Origin of the sequence: Devosia sp. MC532, assembly GCF_016461625.1 — a bacterium.
Classification (GTDB): Bacteria; Pseudomonadota; Alphaproteobacteria; order Rhizobiales; family Devosiaceae; genus Devosia.
In genome coordinates, this window is the sequence record NZ_JAEMNZ010000015.1 from 1 (window position 1) to 22,051 (window position 22,051).

The window sequence follows — 22,051 nt, forward strand, 5'->3', positions numbered from 1 at the left end:
GATCACGGCATCACCTGCTCGATGAGCCGGTCTGGCAATGTCTGGGACAACGCGGCGATGGAGAGCTTCTTCTCATCGCTCAAGACCGAACGCACCGCTCGTAAGGTCTATCGCACCAGGGACGATGTCAAGGCCGATGTCTTCGACTATATCGAGCGCTTCTATAACCCGAGGCGCCGGCACTCTACACTGGGTTATCTGAGCCCCGTAGACTACGAAGAAAAAGCTAAGTTAGCCTAACCGTGGGTCCACCGAACCGGCAGCAGCTCATAAAACTCATGTTCGTTGCGCAAACCCTCGCGCAACTTAAAGACACCTACAAAGACAATTGGGAAACGTTGGTCGCAAACGCCGGGATCAAACTCTTCTTCGGCAACGACGACAACACGACACGTAAGTACGTCGCCGATCTAATCGGTGAAACAGAAGTCCGCCGTTGGACCCGAACCATCAGCCACACCGACGGCTCAACCCACACTGAGAGCGTCGGCCAGCAAATCGGCACGTCGCGCAACACTACGTCTGGTCACTCAAGCAATTTCACCTACGGCGAACATATGAGCGCCAGCTTCGGCTACTCATCTAGCGAAAGCTATGGCTCCACCCGTAGCCGTTCTCAAGGCTATTCCGACGCCACCAACGAAAGCGACACCGAAGGCGTCAACGAAACGATCCATAAGCGGTATTTGATAACGCCCGATGAGGTGGGTCGCCTTTTTGGAAATCGCGAAATTCCAACGATGCTGGTGCTCACAGCAGGCGCTCAACCTTCAGCCGTTCAGCGTAAAATGTACCACACCGACGCTGTTTTTCAGGGCCTATTCGACCCGCACCCTGACCACTCGGCCCCCACTACACTCGCTGCAAGAGAAACTGAGAAGCAGGAGGGGCAGAAGATCGAAACGCTACCGACTAAACAGTCACACCCACGACTTCTGGGGCCTTACGGCTGCGCAAAAAAGCGGACACGTGGCCAACGACTAGCACAAGCTATAATCCACATCGGCTTCATCTTTTTACTAATTTGGGTTATTTGCCAATATGCAGCCTCGAAGGTCTGAGGGATAAGGCCACATCTATCTTTAGGGTGAAACTTGGCGGTGAGGCCTTCCAGCTTGCCGCCATCTAGATGACGACGGGCTCTTTTGTTTAGCGAGTTTACCAGTTCTATATCGAAGCCTGATGGTTTTGAGTGCTCTGCTGTCGCCAGTTGCAGCTTCTCGACAAAGCAAGAGCGTTTGGCGCCAGCGCGATTGTTCATCTATCCGCAGTACTGAGTGCTTAATAAAAACCCATGTTTGACAGCCCAATTTGCTCAAATCGCCCAACCGACACGTCAAAAATCAAATGCGAACAAAAGCCAGTATATAGGTCAACACTATTGACATATATACTACAACTCTTTACCTATTAGATAGATTAGCTACAGGCTATGTCGAGGGGCTGGAGACGTAACCGGCGCGATTGAAATCGCGAAGGTTGAAACCTAAAGACTTAACTGTACTAATCGAAAATGAACAAAAAATATACTATGCATCGCCGTCCCAATAGCGTTCATCGCTATATCGGAAGCATGCAATAAGGGGAAACTATTGTCGCGCCTGACTGATTTAATCGCACAAGCGAAAGAAAGAGATTTGGAGCTTGGACGCGAGTTGGAACGCGAATTCAAAGTGCTGTCTGCGCGCCGTTCGTTCGGACTTAACTTCGAGCGCCACCGCCCTGAAAACGTCGAACTTCCGGGCCGTCCCCTTCGGAAAGGGGACAAAGTGCGTGTACTGCCACCGCGTGGATCAACCACGAAAGGCGATCAGCGCCTTTGGAAGGTTCTCCGCATTGAGAGCGAGAACGGTATGCGGCTGGCACGTTTAGAACTGATTGGCGTAGCTGATCCAGAGAGCGCATCCGTTGCGGTGGATGATTTAGTCGTCGTCGCAGAGTTTCGGGATTACATCTATCCTGGCCTTGTAAGCACCGGAAAGGTTGAGCGCGGCGGCGACAAACCCTTCCATACCGTCATAAACGGCGAAAATTTTTATGCCCTTGAAGCTCTGACATACACTCATCGCGGCAGGATCGACGCCATTTACATTGACCCTCCGTACAATTCAGGGGCAAGTGATTGGAAGTACAACAACAACTACGTTGGGGAGGACGATCTCTATCGTCATTCGAAATGGCTCGCCTTCATGGAGAGGCGCTTGCTGGTTGCTAGGCAACTGTTAAAGCCGTCAGGTGCGTTAATTGTAACAATCGACGAGCACGAGGTTAGGCGTTTAGGGTTACTCTTGGAGCAAACCCTAGAGGGATTTACCATCCAGCAGGTTACCATTGTAATCAACCCCAAGGGTGTTACTCAAGGATATCTGTCGCGTGTCGAAGAGTATGCCTTCTTCTGCTTTGGTCCGGAATGCAAAATATATCCGGGAGATGATGATCTTCTGACTTCCAAAGATTCGACCACATCGGACGACGGCTATTCACGTCCACGTTGGAAGGGCCTCCTCCGATCTGGGGATGAGGCAGAAAGAAAAGATCGAGAACAAATGTTCTATCCGATCTGGATCAATCCCAAGACCAAAAGAATTTTGAAAGCTGGGAAGTACCTTCCATTGGGAGAAGAACCAGACTTCAACGTGAAAGACGAAGAAGGCAACGTCGCCGTTTGGCCAGTGCGGAAAGACTTGACGCTAGGACGTTGGGGCATAGGCGTCTATACCTTTAATGACCTGGTTAAGAAAGGGTATGTGTCCTTAGGAGCATATGACAAGAAGCGGAAGTCGTGGGGGCTTTCATATCTCTCTGAGCAGCTACGCAAAGAAATAGACGAGGGAACACTGGTTGTATTAGGCCGCGACCCAAATACGGGTGTGGCTGACGTAGTTTACGAAGGTGCTGCTACAAGGAAGGTCCGAACAGTCTGGCACAGGACCAGCCATGATGCTGGTGCTTATGGTACCGATTTAGTGGGCAAACTACTTGGTAATGGGCGAGCTTTTCCATTCCCCAAAAGCCTGTACGCCGTTGAGGATGCCCTGCGCATAATCATTCGTGGAAAACCGGATGCTGTAGTTCTGGACTTTTTTAGCGGTTCGGGCACCACAGCGCACGCGGTTATGCGTCTTAATCGGCAAGACGGTGGTCGTCGGCAATCAATCTGCGTGACCAACAATGAAGTGCGATCTAGCGAGCAGTACGCTCTGAAAGCAGAAAATCTTCGTCCCGGGGATGAAGAGTGGGAGAGGCACGGAATCTGTGAATACATTACCAAGCCACGCATTGCGGCCGCCATCACTGGTAGGACGCCTGATGATCAGGTCATCGATGGTGACTACAAATTCACCGACACTTTTCCTATAGCCGACGGCTTTGAAGAGAACGCAGAATTCTTTACTCTGACCTATGAAACGCCTGTCTCCGTTAGTCACAACCGAGCATTCGCGCGCATTGCCCCGTTGCTTTGGATGCGTGCAGGCAGCAAAGGCAGGCGCATTGAGACGCTGCCCGATGAAGGTTGGGAAGTGGTTGATACCTATGGGCTACTGGTCAACCTGGATAAATCTGCGGCCTTTTGCCAGGCAGTTGGGTCCAATGGCACAATTGGGATCGTCTACATCGTAACAGATGATGATCGGCGCTTCCAATCAGTGGTACGGCATCTGCCCGACGCTGTCGAGCCGGTACGGCTATACGAATCGTACCTGAACAACTTTAGATTTTCGATGGGGCGGTAAGGGATGAGGTTCACGCTAAAGGATTATCAGGACGAAGCCGTCAAAGACGTACTTGACCGATTGAAGAAGGCCCGCAAACGCTGGCATGAGGATAGCGATAAGCACGCGTTCTCACTGACTGCGACAACCGGCGCAGGTAAGACCGTCATGGCTGCGGCCGTGTTTGAAGCCCTGTTCTTCGGCGATGACGACCACGAGTTCGAACCGGACCCTGGTGCTTTGGTCATCTGGTTCAGCGATGATCCATCACTGAACGAGCAATCCCGCTGGCGTCTTCAGGAGGCGTCCGACAAACTCACAATCTCCGATTTGGTGACGGTCGGGAACAGCTTTGGCAGTGAGAAATTCCAGCCTGGCAAAATTTACTTCCTCAACACACAGAAACTCTCAAAGAACAGCCTTCTGGTACGGGGCCACGACGCCGACGATTCCGCACTAGTAACTGCTGACGGGCAGCATGTTATGCCCGACATGCGCTCGCATACGATCTGGGACACAATCCGCAACACAATCGAAGACCCTGATCTAACCCTTTATCTCGTTCTCGATGAGGCACATCGAGGGATGAAGGAAAGTGGGCGGCCTAATGGCGATGGTAAGCCGACTATCGTGCGTCAGCTTATTAATGGTTCTGGCGGTACACCTGGTATCCCAATCGTTTGGGGTATTTCGGCGACTGTGCAGCGGTTCAACGACGCCGTGGTCGGGATGCAGAACCGGAGTACATTGCCGAACGTGGTGGTCGATGCCAATAAGGTGCAGGAATCCGGCCTTCTCAAGGACACGATCAATCTCGACGTGCCGGACGAGGACGGCAACTTCCTGACCGTGCTTCTTCGGCGTGGAACGAACAAGCTGCGCGATATTTCAGTCGCTTGGGCGGAGTATGCCAAACAGCAGGACGACGCCGATACTGTTCTGCCGCTTATGGTCCTACAGGTACCAAATTCACCCGATCATAGCGAAATCGGTAAATGGCTCGACACAGTCTTCGAGCAATGGCCCGAGTTGCCGCACGATTGCGTCGCGAACGTCTTCGGCGAACACAAGACAGAAACCTTCGGCAGATATTCAGTTCCCTTCATCGCGCCGGAGCGCGTGCAGGAATCCACTTGGGTGCGCATACTTGTCGCCAAGGACGCCATTAGTACCGGCTGGGACTGCCCGCGGGCGGAAGTCATGGTTTCCTTCCGGGCGGCTTCGGACAAAACCCACATCACGCAGCTTCTCGGGCGCATGGTCCGCACGCCGCTGGCGCGGCGCATCCCCGGTAACGAACGCCTGAACGCAGTGGACTGCCTGCTTCCATACTTCGACAAGAAGTCGGTGGAAGCGGTCGTAACGGCGCTAATGACGGGCGGCGAGGTCGGGGAAGAGCTTCCTGACCGCCGCATTCTGGTTAATCCGCACGAGATGAAGCCCAACACGTCCATCCCGGAAGATGTATGGCAGAAGCTTCTTTCTTTGCCGTCGCAGACGTTACCGAAGCGACAGGCCCGCCCAGTAAAACGGTTGACGGCGCTGGCGCACGAATTGGCGGTTGACGGGCTTCTGGCTGACGCTGGCAAGATGGCCCATTCGGAAATGCATAAGGTACTTGATGGTGCGCAGGTCCGCTATGCTGAGGAAATCAAGAAGGCACGGGCTTCTGTCCTGACCGTCGAAGGCAAGACCGTGAAAGCCGATGTTGAAACAAAAGGTATGACCTTCGACGACTTCGTTGAGAAGGCGGACTACGCCGTCATCGAAGACGCGTACAGGCGCGCGGCCCGCGTCATTAGTCCCGATCTGGCAACAACCTATAGCGAACACCTAGCGAGCAAGGCTCCGAATGACGAAGACTCTGAGGAAGCGCTGATCGAGGCGCACACGGTCATTGCAACGATGGGGCTTGTAGCGAACATAAAGGATGATCTGGACGACGCTGCCGAGAAGATGGCCAACCAATGGCTCACGCAACACCGTGTGTCGATCAAAAGCCTGTCCGACGAGCGGCAAGAGGTTTATCGGCTAATCCGCGAGATGAGCGCCGATCCCTTGCCTGTCGATCTCGCGCGGCCTAACACATGGCTCCAGATGACCACAGCAAAGAAGGCTAACGGCACGGAAGAGCTGTTGCCGAGCTTTGAAAAGCACCTTCTTTGCGATGACTACGGGCTGTTTCCGGGAGATTTCAACACGTGGGAACGCAGGGTCGTGTCCGATGAGTTGAAGCGGGAGGGCACGGTTGGCTGGTATCGCAATCCTGCTCGCGCTAGCCAGGACTCCCTCGGCGTTACCTACGAGGAAGGAAGCGAGGTGAAGATTCTTCGCCCCGACTTCATCTTCTTTGCCAGACTCCCGGACGGTACTGTTTCCGCCGACATCATCGACCCGCATGGTCTGCAGTTCGGAGACGCGCTTCCGAAGCTGATGGGATTAGCAAAATACGCCGAAGAAAATGACGGGCTCTATCGCCGCATCGAGGTTTTCGCCGAGGTTGGCGGTAAAGCGCGCGTCATAGATTTGACTGAACGGGCAGCGCGCGCTGCGGTCTTTTCGGCTTCGACTGTGAAAGAAGTGTACGAAAGCACCACCGCAAACGATTACGTCTAGCGTAGTGTCTTCTCAAGAACTCAATGGACCGTAGTTCAGCGGCAAAACGCTGGCGGCATTTAAGCCGCGTAGGGTTGGCCATGGGGTCACGGGGAGCTGGAGGCTCTCCGTGTGGTGCTCGAGCGGCCAAAGCGCTCGTCCATGGTTTGGTGCTGGTGGAGCGGGAAGGCTCCAAATCCGGCGAGTGGGAACATAGGGGCGGCGATACGCCCCTATGGCGATGGGTGCAGGGAGAGCGAAGTCTCCTGCGCGTGGACAACCGGCGCAACGGTTGGATGGCAAAATGAAGCACGATGCTGAAATTGCGCCACGGGCTGGGGATGCAACGGGGGCGCGCAGCGGCCCCCTTGCCAAGATTGTGCGGTACTACCGCACACGTCTTGCGTAACCTACGGGATCTAGGCCCAGATAGGCTTTGTTATCCTAAACACCGATAGTGTCTTGTCACGCAGACGGTTGTGCCCGTGGTGCTTCAGAACCACGTCTGTGTAGTTGACGTAAAGTAAGTGCGCGGCGAATATGAGACTGTGGCGCTAGCATATAATCGCGGCGCTTCTGATAGGCTGGTGGGTATATGAAGCCAGTCTCGGGGGACATCGAGAGCACAGTTTCAATTGTAACTGCAGGGGTAGTTAACTACGCCCCTCCGCAAATCACGATGTGAATCCGTCTCTTCACCTAAAATTTTTGCACTACATTTGTATTGCCGCAATAAAGTTTCGGGAATTGGGCAATATGTGACATCATTATATTGATGATGTTCTTCAGTGCGAGGTGGGGAGGCGAGTAAACCCTTGTACTAAAAGGAACTCAAAATGCGCAGCGAGAGTCACCACGAAGACGGTATCACGGGCCCCTCAGAGGGCTACTCCACGCGCGACAATGCAACGGCATATCGTCCATTAGCATTCGATCCGACCCCATACCTACACCACCTCGCTGATGCAGATTTAACTGACGCGCAGAAGGTGGAACTGCTGGAGACACTCTGGCAAATCATGGTCCACTTTGTGGATTTGGGCATGGGTATCAGCCCTATTCAGCAGGCTATGGATAAGTCCGCGAAAACAGAAACGTCGCTGGAACCTGGATTCACGGCATGATAAATTCTTCAAACAAAAGGGGTAATAATCACAAAGTAAAACTGCCGCCATCACCACGTCGGCAGCAGTAGAAAGGTAGGATTACATGGGCAGCAACATTGCAGATGGCTCGCCATCTCATAAGAAGGCAGTCATTTACTGTCGGGTCAGCAGTCTGGCACAGGTGCGAAAAGGCGAGGGGCTTAGCTCGCAAGAGGCAACGTGCCGCGACTTTGCAAAGCACAACGGATATGTCGTCGAAGCGGTTTTTGCGGATAACATTACAGGTGGGAGCAAAGACCGCGTCGGTATCGACGCTCTCTTAGCGCATCTTAAGGCCCATCGCAGGGAAGTCCGGTTTGTCATCGTCGACCACATGGATCGCTTTTCGCGTGACGTGCGTGGCTATTGGGATTTGCGAGATTTACTTGAAGCGGCAGGCGGAAAGCTTGTTTGCACGCGTATGGCATTGGGAAACAAGCCCTCTGATACTTTGGTTCAGAATATCCTCATGTCAGCAGCTCAATACCAAAGACAGGACAATGCAGTCCAAACCCTTAACCGTATGAAGGGCGTCTGCTAAATGGTTTTTGACCGTTTATCCCGCCAAGGGCGATGCGCAATGAACGTGTACCTGGTCGCGGCAAGATCTTGGGCGCATCGAACCTGAAGCATCTGTTTTGGCTGAGGGCCTCGAAGCGTTCGCAGCTGGTCGCATCCAAACGCAGGCTGAATTTGCCCGCTGGTTGGACGCTCAGCCACATTTCAACAAAGGCAACCGTAAACGCATCACAGATCAGCAAGCGCACGATATACTGACGAACCTTCTCTACGCCGGATATCTCGAACGCGCAGAGTGGGGCGTTGAGCGGCGTAAAGCACAGCACGACGGTCTGATTAGTTATGAGACCTATGAACGCATCCAGAAACGTCTGAACAGGGCCGCATACGCTCCGGCGAGGCCTGATGTTAGTGCGGACTTTCCGTTGCGCGGCGCGATCTCTTGCGGCTGCTGTGGCAAGCCCATGACTGCCTGCTGGTCGAAGAGCAAGACAGGACAAAGGCACCCGTATTATCTTTGCTTCGCAAAGGAGTGCGAGCGCTACCGCAAATCTATTCGGCGCGAAAAGGTTGAGACGGAGTTTGTCGGGCTTCTAGAGGGTATGACGCCGCGCCCTGAACTGCTCGCTCTGTCTAAGGCGCTATTTTGTGATGCCTGGAATCAACGCAGTGCACAGGCAAAAGCCATCGCTCGGTCATATGAGCGCCAGCTGTCGGAACTGGATCAAAAGATTACAGGGCTGCTCGACCGCATCGTCGATGCCACGACGTCCACGGTCGTGGCTGCGTTTGAGCGCAGGATAGGCCAGCTAGAGCGTGAGAAGCTGGTGCTAAAGGAAAAAATCCAAAATGCGGGCACTCCACGAGGGACATTTGATGAAATGTTCGAACTCGCATTCGCATTCCTGTCAAACCCTTCAAAACTATGGGGTTCTGGGAAGCTGGAGTATCAAAAACTGGTTCTAAAATTGGCGTTTTCTGCCCATCTGGAATACTGCCCGGAAACGGGATTTCGAACTCCAAAAAATCTTTACCGTTCAATATGTTAGGAGGCGCTGAAATGCTAAAAAAGCAAATGGCGGAGAGGAAGGGATTCGAACCCGTTTACGCCATAAACCATTGCCCCGTCTTACAAAAAGGCCATCCAAGACTCGTCGCTGTGACGGTCTGCTGTGACAGTACAGGTCAACCAACTCGCCTTCAAGCTGCACCTAAAGGTTGGATTTTAGTGCTCCCGTGCCTGCCAAATTTGTCGATTTCTTTACACGCCCGAAACTTGACGATTATTAGGTACGGCCCATCCACAAAGTCCGGGCAAAGTGAAGAAAATGAGCCGATAATTGCCGGGACGATGAAATCCTCCGTGTCAGTCGTCAGATGCTTTGGCTTAGATTTGCGCTTTGATTAGCGGAGAGCACTGCTCGTCGTTCGATTGATGTTATGCGACAAGTCCATGGCCTTCATGCGTCGATGCTGGATTGTTTTGCGCTTGATGTTTTCACGGTTTTTGATGACGGCAGATGCTCTGCCGAAGTAGGCAGCTGCGGGCGTCACCTTGTCGAGGCTCTCGTGAAAGCGCCCATGATTGTAGTGCTCAACGAAGGCTTCGATCTGGCTTTCGAGGTCACCGGGCAAGAAGTAGTTTTCGAGTAGAACGCGGTTCTTCAAGGTCTGATACCAGCGCTCGATCTTGCCCTGTGTCTGGGGATGAAGCGGAGCGCCTCGAACATGGTCCATGTCATTGGCTGCGATATAGTCGGCAAGCTCCTGGGCGATGTAACTGGGGCCATTGTCGCTCAGCAAGCGCGGTCGGTGCCGCACACGCGGTTGAGCGCACTCTGAAGCTGTTAGTGCCAAGTCCAGCGTATCGGTGACGTCCTGAGCCCGCATGGTCGTGCACAGCTTCCAAGCAATGATGTAGCGGGAATAGTCGTCCAGCACTGTGGAGAGATACATCCACCCCCAGCCGATAATCTTGAAGTATGTAAAATCGGTCTGCCACATCTGGTTGGGACGGCGGGTCTTGGTGTGGAACTCATTGGCCGCCTTGATCACCACATAGGCGGTGCTGGTGATGAGATCATGGGCCTTGAGAAGCCTGTAAACGCTGGCTTCTGAGATGAAACAGCCTCTCTCATCGGTGAAACGCACCGCCAGTCCGCGCGGGCTCAGATCAGGCTGCTCTAAAGCCAGATCGACGATTTGCTGCTGGATCTGATCAGGGATACGGTTCCAAACCCGGCTGGGTGCCGAAGATCGATCCTCTAGCGCCTCAGGACCACCATCGCAGTAACGATCGTACCAACGATAAAAGGTCCGTCGTGGGATGCCCAGTCGATCCAGCGTCTGTTTGGTTGGGAGATGAGACTGTTCAACCAGCCGGATAATCTCGAGCTTTTCAGATGCGGGATACCACATTCGATATCCTCCCCATCCGCGATCATGCTTTTTTAAAGCAAGCGGTTCTCGAGCGTCAGATCCCCGACGCATTCCTTGAGCGCCCTCGCATTGCGGCGCAGATCCCGAACCTCATCAGAGGTGGCGGTACGGGCGGCGTCAGCAACCAGGCCGCATTTACCCGCTTTCATGAACTCCTTTCACCAAGAGTATTACACGCGCTGGGGCGATGCCTTCGCGCCTGCACAGCTCCGAGATACTGTACTTGGCAGAAAAGTGTCATCGTGTCGCGCCGCAGGTGTACCTCACCACCAGCGCTGCGGAAGATTTCGTCTTGGTAGTTTTCATTGTCATGCTGGGTATTTCGTCGCTCAGACGAGACGAGAACTCTCCTTAAACCGCCAACACATTTCTGAGGCACTAGTGCCGATGGCGGACATGCCCCTCTTGTTACCCAGACCAGAAGTTACGCCCCCCACTTTGCTCTCACAGAGATCTTACCCCCTAACCATCGAAAGCCCGCAGAATAGTCATTTCGTGGGAACACAGCCAAGTTTCGTGCAGGACGAGATTTAGCCTCGACAACAAGACTTCTAGCGTTGCGGCGAGATCCGCAACGCTGTTGAGGAGGATATCAATTGGCAACAAGACGATCAGTCATAAAAGGCGCTGTGGGAGCGGCGGCCTTGAGTGCACTATTCCCGCAGGCGTTTGGTCTAGAGATGACCGACGGCGCCCCCCTAATTGGCAAATATTTTCATGACGCAAACCTCGACTTCGGTCGTCGGTTTTCGACTGAGTTAGCGCGCAACGGCGTAGCGTCTTCAGGCGTAGTCGATAACTGGACCAATGTCTGGTCGCGTGAAATCGATCCGGTTTGGCGCAAGCAGCCTATGGCAATTGCCGGGGTCACCCAACATGGACCCATGTTCATGTTGACCCAGTTGGCCCAACGACATGGCATGCGCCTCGTCTATCAGGCTGAAATCATCCAGCGCGGTGCGGACTGTGGCATTCGCGTTCAAGGATTATCCAGCATGTCCGACAGCTGCGGCCTTGTCGGCGCTGATGCGGCCCGACTGCCGGAAGATGTCGCGACATCATTCCTTTCCGTATCGGGCGTCAATGTTCCTCGCTCCTCGCGCTTTAGCCAAAACACCGGCCTGACAGCGGCAACCGAGGAAGATCCCGTCTACGCCTGGATCATCGCCCCCTTAGCTGGCGCAGCCCAATACATCTGAATTCCTAGGAAGGATAAATAAATGGCACTTCCTGTTGGAGTGACAGAAGACCAATTCGCTGCCGCCATTGAAAAATTCAAAGCAGCAGTTGGCGCCGAATGGGTTTTCACTGAAGAGGAAGATGTGATCCTCTATCGTGACGCCTATTCACCGATGTACGGAGAAGACAGTGAGCTGATGGCGTCAGCGGCTGTAGCCCCGGCGACGGTTGAAGAGGTTCAAGAAGTCGTCCGTGTCGCGAACGAGCTTAAGATCCCGATCTATCCTATCTCGACCGGCATGAACTTGGGCTACGGCGGCTCTGCGCCAATTCTCAACAACTCAGTCGTCGTCGACTTAAAGCGCATGAACAAGATCATCGAAGTCGATGATGTGCGCCACTTCGCGATTGTTGAGCCGGGAGTCTCCTATTTTGATCTCTATCGCTACATCGTCGAGCATGACCTCGATGTATGGATCGACTGCCCCGATCCAGGCTGGGGTTCGATCGTAGGTAACGCACTGGATCACGGTGTGGGTTATACTTGGGGTCACTATCGCGATCACTTCCGCTCCCACAGCGGCCTAGAGGCAGTCCTGCCAAATGGCGAACTGCTCCGTACCGGCATGGGCGCCTTACCCGGCGCAAAGACCTGGGGCGAATTCCATTATGGCTTCGGCCCTCAAGTCGATAGCCTATTCGCACAGGGCAACGCTGGTATTGTCACGAAGATGGGTATCCATCTTATGCCTCGCCCAGCAACCTATCGTTCTGGCATGGTCAAAGTGCCTCGCCGTAATGACATCAAGGCACTTGTCCGTATCGTCAACGACCTCGAAGACCAGGGTCTAATCGGCATGCCACGTTATGGTAGCCCGATGAGCGCTGTCCGCGATGAAGGCCTCTCTGCTCTAGTCAACGCGCCAGAAGGCTGGAACGGCGACGCTATCGACGCATGGGTTCAGGACAATGGCCACATGTACTGGAACGTCTTGCTCCAGTTCTATGGCCCCGAGAAGACAACCCTAGCCAACTGGGAATATGCTCAGGAAAAGATCGCTGCGGCGATCCCCGGTGCCGTCTTCGAAGATCGTGAGTTCTACACGATGCCGATGACGGATGAGCAGATCCATAATGCCGAACATCGCGTTGCACTCGGCGTACCGCAGCTCGAGATTTTCTCGATCGGCGCTCGTACTGCCACCAACCCTTCCCCACGCGACGGTCACCTCTGGTTTGCCGCTGTTATTCCCCGCTCTGGCGAAGGTGTGCTTGAAGCCCAAGAAGTTATGGGCAAGGCATTCCGGGATGCTGGTATGCCACCGATGTTCGGTCCATTCAGCACACCGTCAACCTGGATGTACCACACGTTCATTTTCATCACTGGCTTCCCAGTGGTTAAGGGGAACGAAGAAGTTGCGCGCCAGAACCGTGCAGGCTTCTCTCGTATCATCGAGATCGCCCGTCAGCATGGCTATGGCGAGTACCGTGCGCCGCCAGCCTTTGTCGATGAAATCGCTGGCGCCTATAACTTCAACGACAATGCGCTACTCCGGCTCAACGAGACCATCAAGGATGCCATCGACCCCAACGGTATTATCGCGGCCGGTCGTGGCGGCATTTGGCCCAAACACCTGCGGAAGTCATGATCATGAACATGTTTAAGGTCTTAGCTGCTGTTGCTCTTCTGGGCTCGGCTTCATCTGCATCGTTGGCGCAGGAAAGCGGGGTTGGCACAGCACCCAACTTCATTCCCCTGCAAGACCATTTGACGATGACGGATGGCGAGCAGATCTACAAATACCATTGTTGGAACTGCCACGGTGAAGGTCCCGGTAAGCCGGGGACTACCGCGCTCGCTGCACTGCACGGGGACAGCTTGCCTGCCGTTTTGGAGGAGCGTACGGACCTCGACCCAGAGTATATCCGTTACCTCGTACGTAATGGCGTTTCCATCATGCCGCATTTCCGGCAGACGCACATTTCTGACACGCAACTCGAAGCGCTGGTGGACTATCTCACTAGGAACAACCTGCAATAAGCGCGCAGGACCTAACGGAAGGCGCCGGATATTCTCCGGGGCCTTCTTTATTGCGGCCAACCAACCCGTCGCGGCAAACGTATATGCAGGCCAAACGGGCCGAGCGGCGTTCCTCGGACAGGAGAGTAACCCGTCCTCCTCACAACGAAAAAAGCCCGGCTATTGCCGGGCTTTTTCGTCGAATGAGTGTTTTTAGAGAAGCGCCGCGAACGGATCGTCGACGACTGCGGTAAAGCCGATCAAACGGCCGAACACGATTACCGCTGTCCAGAAGCAAAGCGAGAGCAGACCTGCAATGCGCGCCTTGTACGGAGGAGGATTGTTCGTATCCCATACGGAAACGTCACGGGCACTGATCAGCTCGAGAATGAACATGTTCACGCCGGCCAACATGATCATCAGCATCTTGATCTGGAAGTTGACGTTCGCAAAAATACCCGTCGCGTTCGGCAGGAACAGCAGGAACCCGGTGATGACAGCAACGACAAAGCCGACCCAAGTCAGGTGCAACAGATCATGCGCAACCTTGGTGTAAGGCCGATTGGTCGAGGCAAAGCCCAACAGGCGCACGTCAACAATCAAGATCGTACCGAAAACCAAAGCTACTGCCAGAACGTGCAAGCTTTCCACGACGGGGTATGTCGCGCCGCCGGTATTCACCCAGTTCGCGAGGCCAGAGTTCTGCAAATCATATAGGAATTGTGTAATATCCATGATGCACCGGCCTAAATGTGGGTGATTGGAGACAGCTGACCCCAGATCAGCGGGTCGTAGGCGATGAAACGCCCCAAGAAGATGATGCCGACCAGAAGAACGATGGTCACGATGGCCATACGGCGCATCGCAGGGGTTATCTCACTGTCATCCGACTTCATCTTCTTGATGAAGCGCATCGCAATCACGATGCTACCGGCCAGCAATGCCATCTTGATCCAGAACGAGAGGGCGAGAATTTCTCGGACAGGCTCCGCCAAGATAAGGATTATACCGGTGCAGACCAGAACAGCCAGCGCGCCCAGTGCCCAAGGTGAGAAACGCGCTGCCGTCTGCTTGAGCGATACATCGGCCCAGACCAAGCCATGAATGCGTCCAGCAATGACCAGCACCGAGGTGAAAATAATAGCAAGTGCAAGGATGTGCAGCGATTGCATTGTCGGCACGACCCAAGGGGATGTTGCCATGGCCAGACTAAACGGCGACTGACCGAATTCTAATAGGATATCTACCATTGGGCTGCCTCCTGTGCCCTATCAGGATGAAGGCCGGGTCACCCCGGCCTCCGAACTAGTTCTGCTTATTCAGCCTTAGCTGGTTCTGCAGCGAGCGCTTCAGCAGCGTTCTTGTAGCCCTTTTCAAGCCAAACCGGCCATTCGGCTGTACGACGGTTTGCAAAGCAACCAGCGTCAGATGGGTTGTAGACAACGCCTTCAGCGTCGATGAACAGGCCTGCAGCGCCGCCCTTACGACCGTCGCGCAGTGGGCACATGATCACGGTCAGTTCCTGGCCGGTCACAAAGGTGTCGCCCTTCATCGGCGGATTACGGGTAAGGAAGTTTGGCGGAGCCGCACCTTCAAATGCCCAAACGTCGCCGTTTTCATCTTCGATCATCATGAAGGTGTGCGGAGCGGTGAATGCCCAGCGCGCAACCTTACCCTTGATGACGATTTCCTGGTCAGGATCGAACATCGAGAAGCTGTGGTGCGCCAACGAAGCCGACACCGCGCCAACAGAAGCAACTGCAGCAAGCGCAACAGCAAGAATAGTCTTTTTCATTATGTTCTCCGGTAGCTCTTATTCAGCTGCGTTGAAGAAGTCGGTGAAGTCGGTCTCACCTGGGGTCTTCGTCTGACCTGACAGGTCAGCCGGAAGATCCGGGTTACGCATCTCGTGCCAGGTTAGGCCGCTTTCGCCAGGAAGAATGATGGTGGTCAGGTTATCTTCGGTTTTGCGCTGAATGGCCTGGTCACACTCCCAGTGGCGAATGCGGTAACCTGCATCTTCGTGCACACTAGCGCGAACCCAAGTGTAAGCACCGTGCAGCGGCTCCACCAAGCTCACCGGGTCATAGAAGGAAACCTGAGCAACCAGGCGCTTCATGCCGTTTTCTTCGGTGACCATGCGGTAGATTTCGATGGTTTCCATTTCGTTGGAGAACACCGGATAACCGCGGAAGTAATCAGCTGGCCACATGTCGTTGGTCCAGACGACGAGAGTATCGTCAGCCCAGAAACCGATACTGTCGCCAGTTGGAGAGTGGCTACCATCGATGTTGGCATGGTCCTGATTGATGAACACGCGGCGGTTTTCGTTCGCCAAGTCGTTCAACCACCAAGACTGGCTTGGGGTGTTCACCCATTCGCGAACGTACGGCTCAAGCAGCCAACGCGGCACGCCCATCGCTTCACACGTGGTGAGGCGGTCATAGGCCTGTTCGTTATGCGGGATCATGGCCTCACGACGCTGCTTGAATGCAGCTTCGTATTCTGGGGTCAGAACGCCTTCCTTGACGACGCCACCAGCAGCTAGACCTGGCGGGATTGGGCCCTCAAAGAACGGGGACACGCCACCGCGAAGCGCTACGCTGTTCCAGCTGGCTTCCCACAGACCTTCCCACTTCGGCACAGATTCATAGGTGTGCTTGGTGCCACCGTCATGCTGACGTTTGAGGAAGTTGAAGTGCTCTTCTGCGGTCTTGAATGCCTTTGGCGGCTTCACGACTTCAACAGCAAGTGGATTGGTAGACTGAGCATAACTTACGGAAGCAGCGCTTGCTGCAACCATGAGTCCAAGAGCCATGGCTCCCAAGACTTTAGTTACCTTCATAGGTAGATCCTCTCCTCGGCCTGATAATTTCGAAAGGATGGCCAGCCACGCCCAATCCCCCGCTGTTTTTTGGCGCGACATAAGTCCCGCAGTCGCACGGTCTCCCACCCGCACAATTCATTTGAGGATTTCAGGCACGACAGTACCGACACGGCTGAACGAGCGTTCAGCAGTTTGGTCCGACACTGTTTTGCTCGGATATTCCTCCGTTCAGCCCACGAGGTGCTGCGAGGGTAAATTCTCAGAAGTATCGAGATTAGCCCTGCACGGAGCTAGCCCAATGTTTGCACGAAACGAACGCGTAAGAGCGTGCTCGATGAACATCCTTTGGGAACCGCAACCCCTTGGCTGCGCAAGCATAGTCTTTAGTCTAGGCCTCGAGTTTGTAGGCGGACGCGATAGACGCCAGGAGAGAATCCTGTGTGGCGCCTGAAAATCCGCGCCAAGTGCTCAACATGCGAGAAACCACAAGCGTCCGCGATGTCGAATAGCGGCAGATCGGTTGTCTGCAAGAGGGCCTTGGCCTTCGCTAGACGAAGCTGGATAAGATACTGGTGCGGCGCACTGCCTGTTTCGGCCACAAACAAGCGCGAGAGTGCGGACACACTCTTATTGGCAACTCCGGACAACTCAGCGAGAGTTACGTTGCGGTCTATGTGATCCCGCAAGTACCGAATTGCAGGCCGAAGATCGGCACAAACCGATGCTTCGGGCTCAAACCGTGTGTAGCGCAACTGCTGATCAGTGGAATGAGATTGGATCAAACGGGCAGCGATAGCCCGCGCCATCGGCAAGGCGCTGTTTTCATCTGCTTTGTTGTAAATGGCGGTTTGGACGGCACTTATGAGGAGAGCCAATGGCGGATCGCTTTGCCCCGCCCCGGTCCGCAATCTGAGACGGGACATGCCGCCGTCGACCGTCTCTTCGGCAACCTCGCAGAGTGTCTCAACATCGAGACTGAGAACAAGCGCTTCGCGCTGCTGAACATTGCTCGATGGTAGATCAGAGCCCGGACCATAGACCCCGATTTCCGACGAGACCAGACCATTCGGTGACGCCAGAGAGAGCCCTTCTCCTCCAACTTGAGCAAACAGTGCGATGAGCGGATTGGCTAGTACCGGCGCACTCTCAACGATTGCCCCCATGCTTGAGCTGAGCTTCATCTTACCCCAGCTGTGAACCGCGTGTTCTGCATAGGGCCTGCGAGGATTTGTGTGTATTCGGTCTGACGGGGAGTATCTCATATTCAGTCAGGCTCCGGCCGCCGAAGCGGCGCTGCGTCATGATCACAGAAACGATGGGCCACCAAAAATCGTAAAACCTATCCAACGGCCCGCGACCACCACAATGGTCCAGAGTGTCAGCGATATCCCGCCACTGATCCGAGCTGGCTGCGGAATACCCGTCAAATGCCACTCGCTCGCCGACCGCGCAAAAACGAACTCGAGAACCAGCATGTTCACGCCTGCCAACAGGATCGCGCTCATCTTGGCGATGAACCAGGGATTTTCGAAGTAATTGCTCGGCTGCGTGGCAAACATCATCAGGCCTGTCAGTACCGCACATCCAAACGCTATCCACACCAGATGCAGGCTCTCGTGAGCAATCTTGGTGTATTGCCGCGACGTCCCGGCGAGGCCTAACAGACGCAGGTCCACAACGGCTATGACGCCATAAACCAGAACCACCGCGATCACATGAACGACTTCTGCGGCCGGAAAGGCCCAGGCTGAGGTCTGCATGAACTCGCCCAATGCGGTCATTTCAACCCACAGGAGAAACTCAGATATATCCACCGAACTCACTCCGACTAATAAACGTAGGCGATCAACCGCCCAGCGGTCATCACGGAGATCCAGATGACGGTGGTGGCCAAACTATAAATAATGGAGCGCGTTTTGAGCGTGCTGGCTGGCGATGATAGATCAGGATGCAATAGCGCTTTCCCGAACCAAACAGTGGCCAGAAGGCCGAGGGGGATCAGCGCCATCTTGATCCAGAAGGGCGCACTAAGCAGTTCACGCTTTGGTTCGCCAACAATCAGCAATGTGCCGCTCAGCGCCAGAACAAGCGCGGCACCCCAGAACCACGGCAAGTAACGATCCGCAATGGCACTCAGGGGCGCATCGACGCCGGCACGGCCAAGCAAACGCAAATTGATAAACAATTGCGAGGACACCAAACTCGCAATGGCCAGAATATGAAGAGATTGGATCGTGGGAATGACCCAAAACTCGCGTTGAATATAGCGGCTGATCGCTGTTTCGCTCAGCCATGTTGCGAACTGAAGCACTTGCTGTCCTTCTGGCCTAAAAAGCCCCTCACCAAAGCGAGGGGCTAGTCCAAAACCTATTCTTTGCCGGCCGGAATGACCGCAAAGCCGTTCCGCGGATTGATTTTCTCACCGTTGGTCATTTGAGCATCGACCCAAGCGGCTCCCGGACGGCCGTCGCGCATTGGATTGCCACGTATAGTCAATTCTGTGCCGGGCTGTAGCGTGCTCTTGCGGATACCAGCCCGCATCAAAGTACTGGGCCCCTCAGCCTCGAATCCCCATGTAGTAACGGTGCCGTCGTCATTGGTGACATCAACGATCAGCCATGAGTGTGGGTTGGTGTATTGAAATTCCTTCACTACGCCTTTGAGCTCGACTAGTTGCTCGTGGTCGAACATGGCAGCAGAGTGGTGCGCGTAAGCAGGCGCAATGAGAGAGGCCACTGCCAAGGCAGCGCCCGCGAAAATAAGCTTTTTCATTTTGAATTTCCGTACGTTAATCGATAAGCGAAAGGCTAGGAACTATTCGCTCTTCATGAAGTCGAAGGCGAGGAAGTCGCTATTGCCGTCTTCAGTTTCGATGACGACGTTGTTTGGATTTTCGCGACAGTCCCAATAACGAATACGCAGCAGATGGTCGTCATTGGCGAGTTCCGTCCAGCTTTGACGGGTGTACCATGGCTCTGCAAGGTTCACCGGATCAAACACCCAGACGTCGGACTGCAAGGTGACACCATCGACCTTCCGCCAGCGCTCTACAACCTGCACTTGATCCGAATAGTTTGGCTGCGTACCGCGCTGGTACTGACCCTCCATCAGATACTTCGTGTGGGTCACGAGCGTATCGTCATCCCAGAAGCCGATCGTATCGCCGTTCCAAGTTGGGTATGCGTCTTCTTCAGCCGTATGATCACGACCGTCTGTGTAGACGCGGCGAGTGTCGTTGACCATCTCGTTGACCAGCCAAGTTGTGTCTGGTGTCACGATGAACTCGTGCAGAAATGGTTCGGTGATCCACCGCGGGAACCCTGGCGCACGACAATCGGAGATTGGATCATATTCGCCGTGAATGGTGTTCATCAGGTCGATTTTAGCCTGACGAGCTGCGGCACCTTCGTCCGTAAGTGTGGCACTAATTTCATTGGCAGGGAGCTCAGGATCGAACGACAACCCGCCCTTGGTGCGAGTAAAGATACCTGACCAGTCGTATTCTGGCTTCTTCATATCTTCCCATGTCAGCTGCACGCCGCCGTTGGCTTTGGCCTTCAGGAATGCAAACAGCGTCTCGGAAGTATCAAACTCCTCGCCAAACGCCTGCAGCTTAGCTTTGCTTTCAGTCCAATTTGCAGATTCACCCGCCGACGGCAGGAATTCAACAAACTCCTGCGCGTAAACATTAAAATTTATTGAAGATACGACTAAAGATGTAGTCGCCACAAGAATAGGCAGCACCTTCATGCAAGCTCTCCTCAAAGTTTGCTTCTCATGTGTGACGATCAACTTTTGTAGGTTCTTTTATAGATCGCCAGGGTCATGCTGGGATTTTTAGCGATCACCAACAAGACACAAACATCCCGACATTTTGCGAATTTCGTGCAGGTGAAATCGATGCAGTCCGGACAAGCTTGCCGGGAAGTTCCTCATGGAACCGATGCGCATTGGAGGAGAATATGCGTTTACTGAATTCGCTGCTGCTTGGCGGCAGCATGCTGGCAATGCTGGCCGTTCCTACACTGGCTCAACAAATCGTCGTAGAGACCAGCAATGGCAAGATCGCCGGTCAGGCCAGCACCTATGTTGACGGCGTCTCCGTGTTTAAGGGCATTCGCTACGCGGCTGATGCCGGGGGCGCAAACCGCTTTCTACCACCACAGCCAGTTCCAGCAATCGACGGCATTTATGACACCTCAAACTATGGCGCGACGTGCTACGGGCTGCCGTATGCACCAATTTTGATGCCTGAGGAAGGCGTTGACCTCGACCCCAACGCACCTAGCGAAGATTGTCTCTTCTTGAACGTTTGGACTCCAGGTGTCGACTCCGGCAAGCGCCCCGTCATGGTGTGGATGCACGGTGGCGGTTTCACCGGCGGTTCGGGCGGCACTATTCGCTACGAGGCATCACGCTTCGTCGACAACCAAGACGTGGTTGTCGTAACGCTCAACCACCGTCTGGCATCACTCGGTTTTATGGACGTATCTGCTGTAGCTGGCGACGCATACAAAGACTCCGGCAACGCCGGTATGCTCGATATCGTACAAGCGCTCAGATGGGTGCGCGACAACATTGAAGAACTCGGCGGCGACCCGTCCAACGTGACAGTCTTTGGCGAATCCGGTGGTGGCAGCAAGGTAACGACGCTGATGTCGATGCCTTCAGCCCAAGGCCTCTTCTCCAAGGTTATCGCCCAAAGCGGTATCGCTACCGCACCAATTACAGTTGAGGCTGCGCAAGCATCGACAGCGACCGTTCTGGAAGCCGCCGGCGTAACTGATTTGGCATCATTGCAGTCGGCGGATGTGACCAAGCTGGTCGCAGGCGGAAACTGGGGACCAGTACAGGGTTCGACTCTCCCCCGCGGTCCATTTGCGCCGGATGCCGATCCAGCAGGCAAGTCGATACCACTCATTATCGGGTCGAATTTTACCGAGTCGACATTCTTCAACAACACACCAACAAAGCCTGTTGATGCTGATGGCTTGAAGGAAGCATTTGCTAAGGGCAACTTCACCGGTCGCATTCCAGCCGAGCGTATCGACGCTCTAATGGATGGCTACCGCGCCCTTCTGCCTGGCACGCCGGACCATGAAGTGTTCCAGATCATTGCTTCCGACATATGGATGACTCAGCTGGTGTCACGTGTAGCAGACCTTCGCTCCGGGCAAGACGCCGAAACCTACGTCTACCACTTCACTCAGCGCCAAGGCGGCCGTGATGGCGAACTCAACGTGCCACACACTGCAGAGATCGCTTATGTTTTCGACAACCTTGACCTAGCCAAGGCGACCGTAGGTGAACCAGATGCCGATGATCGCGCGCTTGCTACTGTGATGAGCACTGCTTGGGCTAATTTTGCACGTACCGGCAATCCAAACGGCGAAGGGGTTCCCGAGTGGAAGACCTGGAATGACGGCAAGAACGGCATGCTCTTTGGGGCTAGTACTGGGTCGGTTGCAGATCCGTTTGCGGCCCGCCTTGCGGTTCTCGGCGAAGCGCTCAAACCATAATCCAGTTGAAAGCATAATTAGGAGGCGCGGGTTGGCTCCTGCGCCTCCTTTTCTAATGCCCAAGCGCACCGCAAAAACTCGTATCCCCTAGCGCG

Annotated in this window: 20 protein-coding genes and 1 pseudogene; 11 read left to right on the forward strand and 10 right to left on the reverse strand. The window is 54.4% G+C overall.

All coding sequences use genetic code 11. From position 1 onward, the window contains the following. The 7 genes from JHC09_RS15605 to JHC09_RS15635 form a co-directional block, all read left to right on the forward strand. Positions 1 to 240 (forward strand): IS3 family transposase (locus tag JHC09_RS15605; protein ID WP_199532744.1); only part of this gene is annotated, 240 nt, incomplete at its 5' end. Positions 241 to 242: 2 nt separating this feature from the next. Next, positions 243 to 1,061, forward strand: a complete 819-nt coding sequence (locus JHC09_RS17220; protein WP_349236565.1) for a TraM recognition domain-containing protein — start codon at positions 243 to 245, stop codon at positions 1,059 to 1,061. 531 nt (positions 1,062 to 1,592) lie between these two features. Continuing rightward, the gene (locus JHC09_RS15615) at positions 1,593 to 3,734 is read left to right on the forward strand and encodes a DNA methyltransferase (RefSeq protein ID WP_199532746.1); all 2,142 of its coding nucleotides are present in this window, start codon (positions 1,593 to 1,595) and stop codon (positions 3,732 to 3,734) included. A 3-nt stretch (positions 3,735 to 3,737) separates the two neighbouring features. Further along, positions 3,738 to 6,329 carry a DEAD/DEAH box helicase family protein gene (locus JHC09_RS15620; RefSeq protein WP_199532747.1) on the forward strand — a complete coding sequence of 864 codons (2,592 nt, stop codon included), beginning with the start codon at positions 3,738 to 3,740 and terminating at the stop codon, positions 6,327 to 6,329. Between the two features lie 815 nt (positions 6,330 to 7,144). Then, positions 7,145 to 7,432, forward strand: coding sequence for a hypothetical protein (locus tag JHC09_RS15625; RefSeq protein WP_199532748.1), 288 nt, complete (start codon positions 7,145 to 7,147; stop codon positions 7,430 to 7,432). An 85-nt stretch (positions 7,433 to 7,517) separates the two neighbouring features. Next, positions 7,518 to 7,994 carry a recombinase family protein gene (locus tag JHC09_RS15630; protein ID WP_199532749.1) on the forward strand — a complete coding sequence of 159 codons (477 nt, stop codon included), beginning with the start codon at positions 7,518 to 7,520 and terminating at the stop codon, positions 7,992 to 7,994. A gap of 97 nt (positions 7,995 to 8,091) precedes the next feature. Further along, on the forward strand, positions 8,092 to 9,021 hold the full coding sequence (locus JHC09_RS15635) for a recombinase zinc beta ribbon domain-containing protein (protein WP_199532750.1): 930 nt from the start codon (positions 8,092 to 8,094) through the stop codon (positions 9,019 to 9,021). Positions 9,022 to 9,376: 355 nt separating this feature from the next. Here JHC09_RS15635 and JHC09_RS15640 read toward each other — a convergent pair. Beyond that, positions 9,377 to 10,630: pseudogene (locus JHC09_RS15640) on the reverse strand (IS3 family transposase); the annotation flags it as partial. A gap of 425 nt (positions 10,631 to 11,055) precedes the next feature. Between JHC09_RS15640 and JHC09_RS15645 the strand changes: the two are divergent. From JHC09_RS15645 to JHC09_RS15655, 3 genes are read left to right on the forward strand one after another with little or no spacing between them, the layout of a single operon-like run. Beyond that, a complete protein-coding gene (locus JHC09_RS15645; protein WP_182395311.1) occupies positions 11,056 to 11,610 on the forward strand; it encodes a hypothetical protein in 555 nt (184 codons plus the stop codon). A 21-nt stretch (positions 11,611 to 11,631) separates the two neighbouring features. Further along, positions 11,632 to 13,239 carry an FAD-binding oxidoreductase gene (locus JHC09_RS15650; protein WP_182395310.1) on the forward strand — a complete coding sequence of 536 codons (1,608 nt, stop codon included), beginning with the start codon at positions 11,632 to 11,634 and terminating at the stop codon, positions 13,237 to 13,239. Positions 13,240 to 13,241: 2 nt separating this feature from the next. Beyond that, a complete protein-coding gene (locus tag JHC09_RS15655) occupies positions 13,242 to 13,631 on the forward strand; it encodes a cytochrome c (RefSeq protein ID WP_199532751.1) in 390 nt (129 codons plus the stop codon). A 192-nt stretch (positions 13,632 to 13,823) separates the two neighbouring features. Here JHC09_RS15655 and JHC09_RS15660 read toward each other — a convergent pair whose 3' ends face one another. The 9 genes from JHC09_RS15660 to JHC09_RS15700 all read right to left on the reverse strand — a co-directional run bounded on the left by JHC09_RS15660 (position 13,824) and on the right by JHC09_RS15700 (position 20,187). Continuing rightward, on the reverse strand, positions 13,824 to 14,345 hold the full coding sequence (locus JHC09_RS15660; RefSeq protein WP_199532752.1) for a DUF6644 family protein: 522 nt from the start codon (positions 14,343 to 14,345) through the stop codon (positions 13,824 to 13,826). 11 nt (positions 14,346 to 14,356) lie between these two features. Continuing rightward, entirely contained in the window at positions 14,357 to 14,860 is a 504-nt protein-coding gene (locus JHC09_RS15665) for a DUF6644 family protein (protein WP_199532753.1), read from the reverse strand. A 65-nt stretch (positions 14,861 to 14,925) separates the two neighbouring features. Further along, a complete protein-coding gene (locus JHC09_RS15670) occupies positions 14,926 to 15,405 on the reverse strand; it encodes a DUF6152 family protein (protein ID WP_182395304.1) in 480 nt (159 codons plus the stop codon). An 18-nt stretch (positions 15,406 to 15,423) separates the two neighbouring features. Beyond that, the gene (locus JHC09_RS15675; protein ID WP_182395302.1) at positions 15,424 to 16,455 is read right to left on the reverse strand and encodes a hypothetical protein; all 1,032 of its coding nucleotides are present in this window, start codon (positions 16,453 to 16,455) and stop codon (positions 15,424 to 15,426) included. Positions 16,456 to 16,820: 365 nt separating this feature from the next. Next, complete coding sequence (locus tag JHC09_RS15680; RefSeq protein WP_199532754.1) at positions 16,821 to 17,618, reverse strand: AraC family transcriptional regulator; 798 nt, start codon at positions 17,616 to 17,618, stop codon at positions 16,821 to 16,823. A 123-nt stretch (positions 17,619 to 17,741) separates the two neighbouring features. Beyond that, complete coding sequence (locus JHC09_RS15685) at positions 17,742 to 18,251, reverse strand: DUF6644 family protein (protein WP_182395298.1); 510 nt, start codon at positions 18,249 to 18,251, stop codon at positions 17,742 to 17,744. Between the two features lie 14 nt (positions 18,252 to 18,265). Next, complete coding sequence (locus JHC09_RS15690) at positions 18,266 to 18,748, reverse strand: DUF6644 family protein (RefSeq protein ID WP_182395296.1); 483 nt, start codon at positions 18,746 to 18,748, stop codon at positions 18,266 to 18,268. A gap of 56 nt (positions 18,749 to 18,804) precedes the next feature. Then, complete coding sequence (locus tag JHC09_RS15695) at positions 18,805 to 19,209, reverse strand: DUF6152 family protein (RefSeq protein WP_199532755.1); 405 nt, start codon at positions 19,207 to 19,209, stop codon at positions 18,805 to 18,807. Positions 19,210 to 19,251: 42 nt separating this feature from the next. Continuing rightward, complete coding sequence (locus JHC09_RS15700; RefSeq protein WP_199532756.1) at positions 19,252 to 20,187, reverse strand: hypothetical protein; 936 nt, start codon at positions 20,185 to 20,187, stop codon at positions 19,252 to 19,254. Positions 20,188 to 20,399: 212 nt separating this feature from the next. On the opposite strand from JHC09_RS15700, the gene JHC09_RS15705 reads away from it, so the two are divergent. Beyond that, a complete protein-coding gene (locus JHC09_RS15705; RefSeq protein ID WP_199532757.1) occupies positions 20,400 to 21,956 on the forward strand; it encodes a carboxylesterase family protein in 1,557 nt (518 codons plus the stop codon). Positions 21,957 to 22,051: the final 95 nt, after the last annotated feature.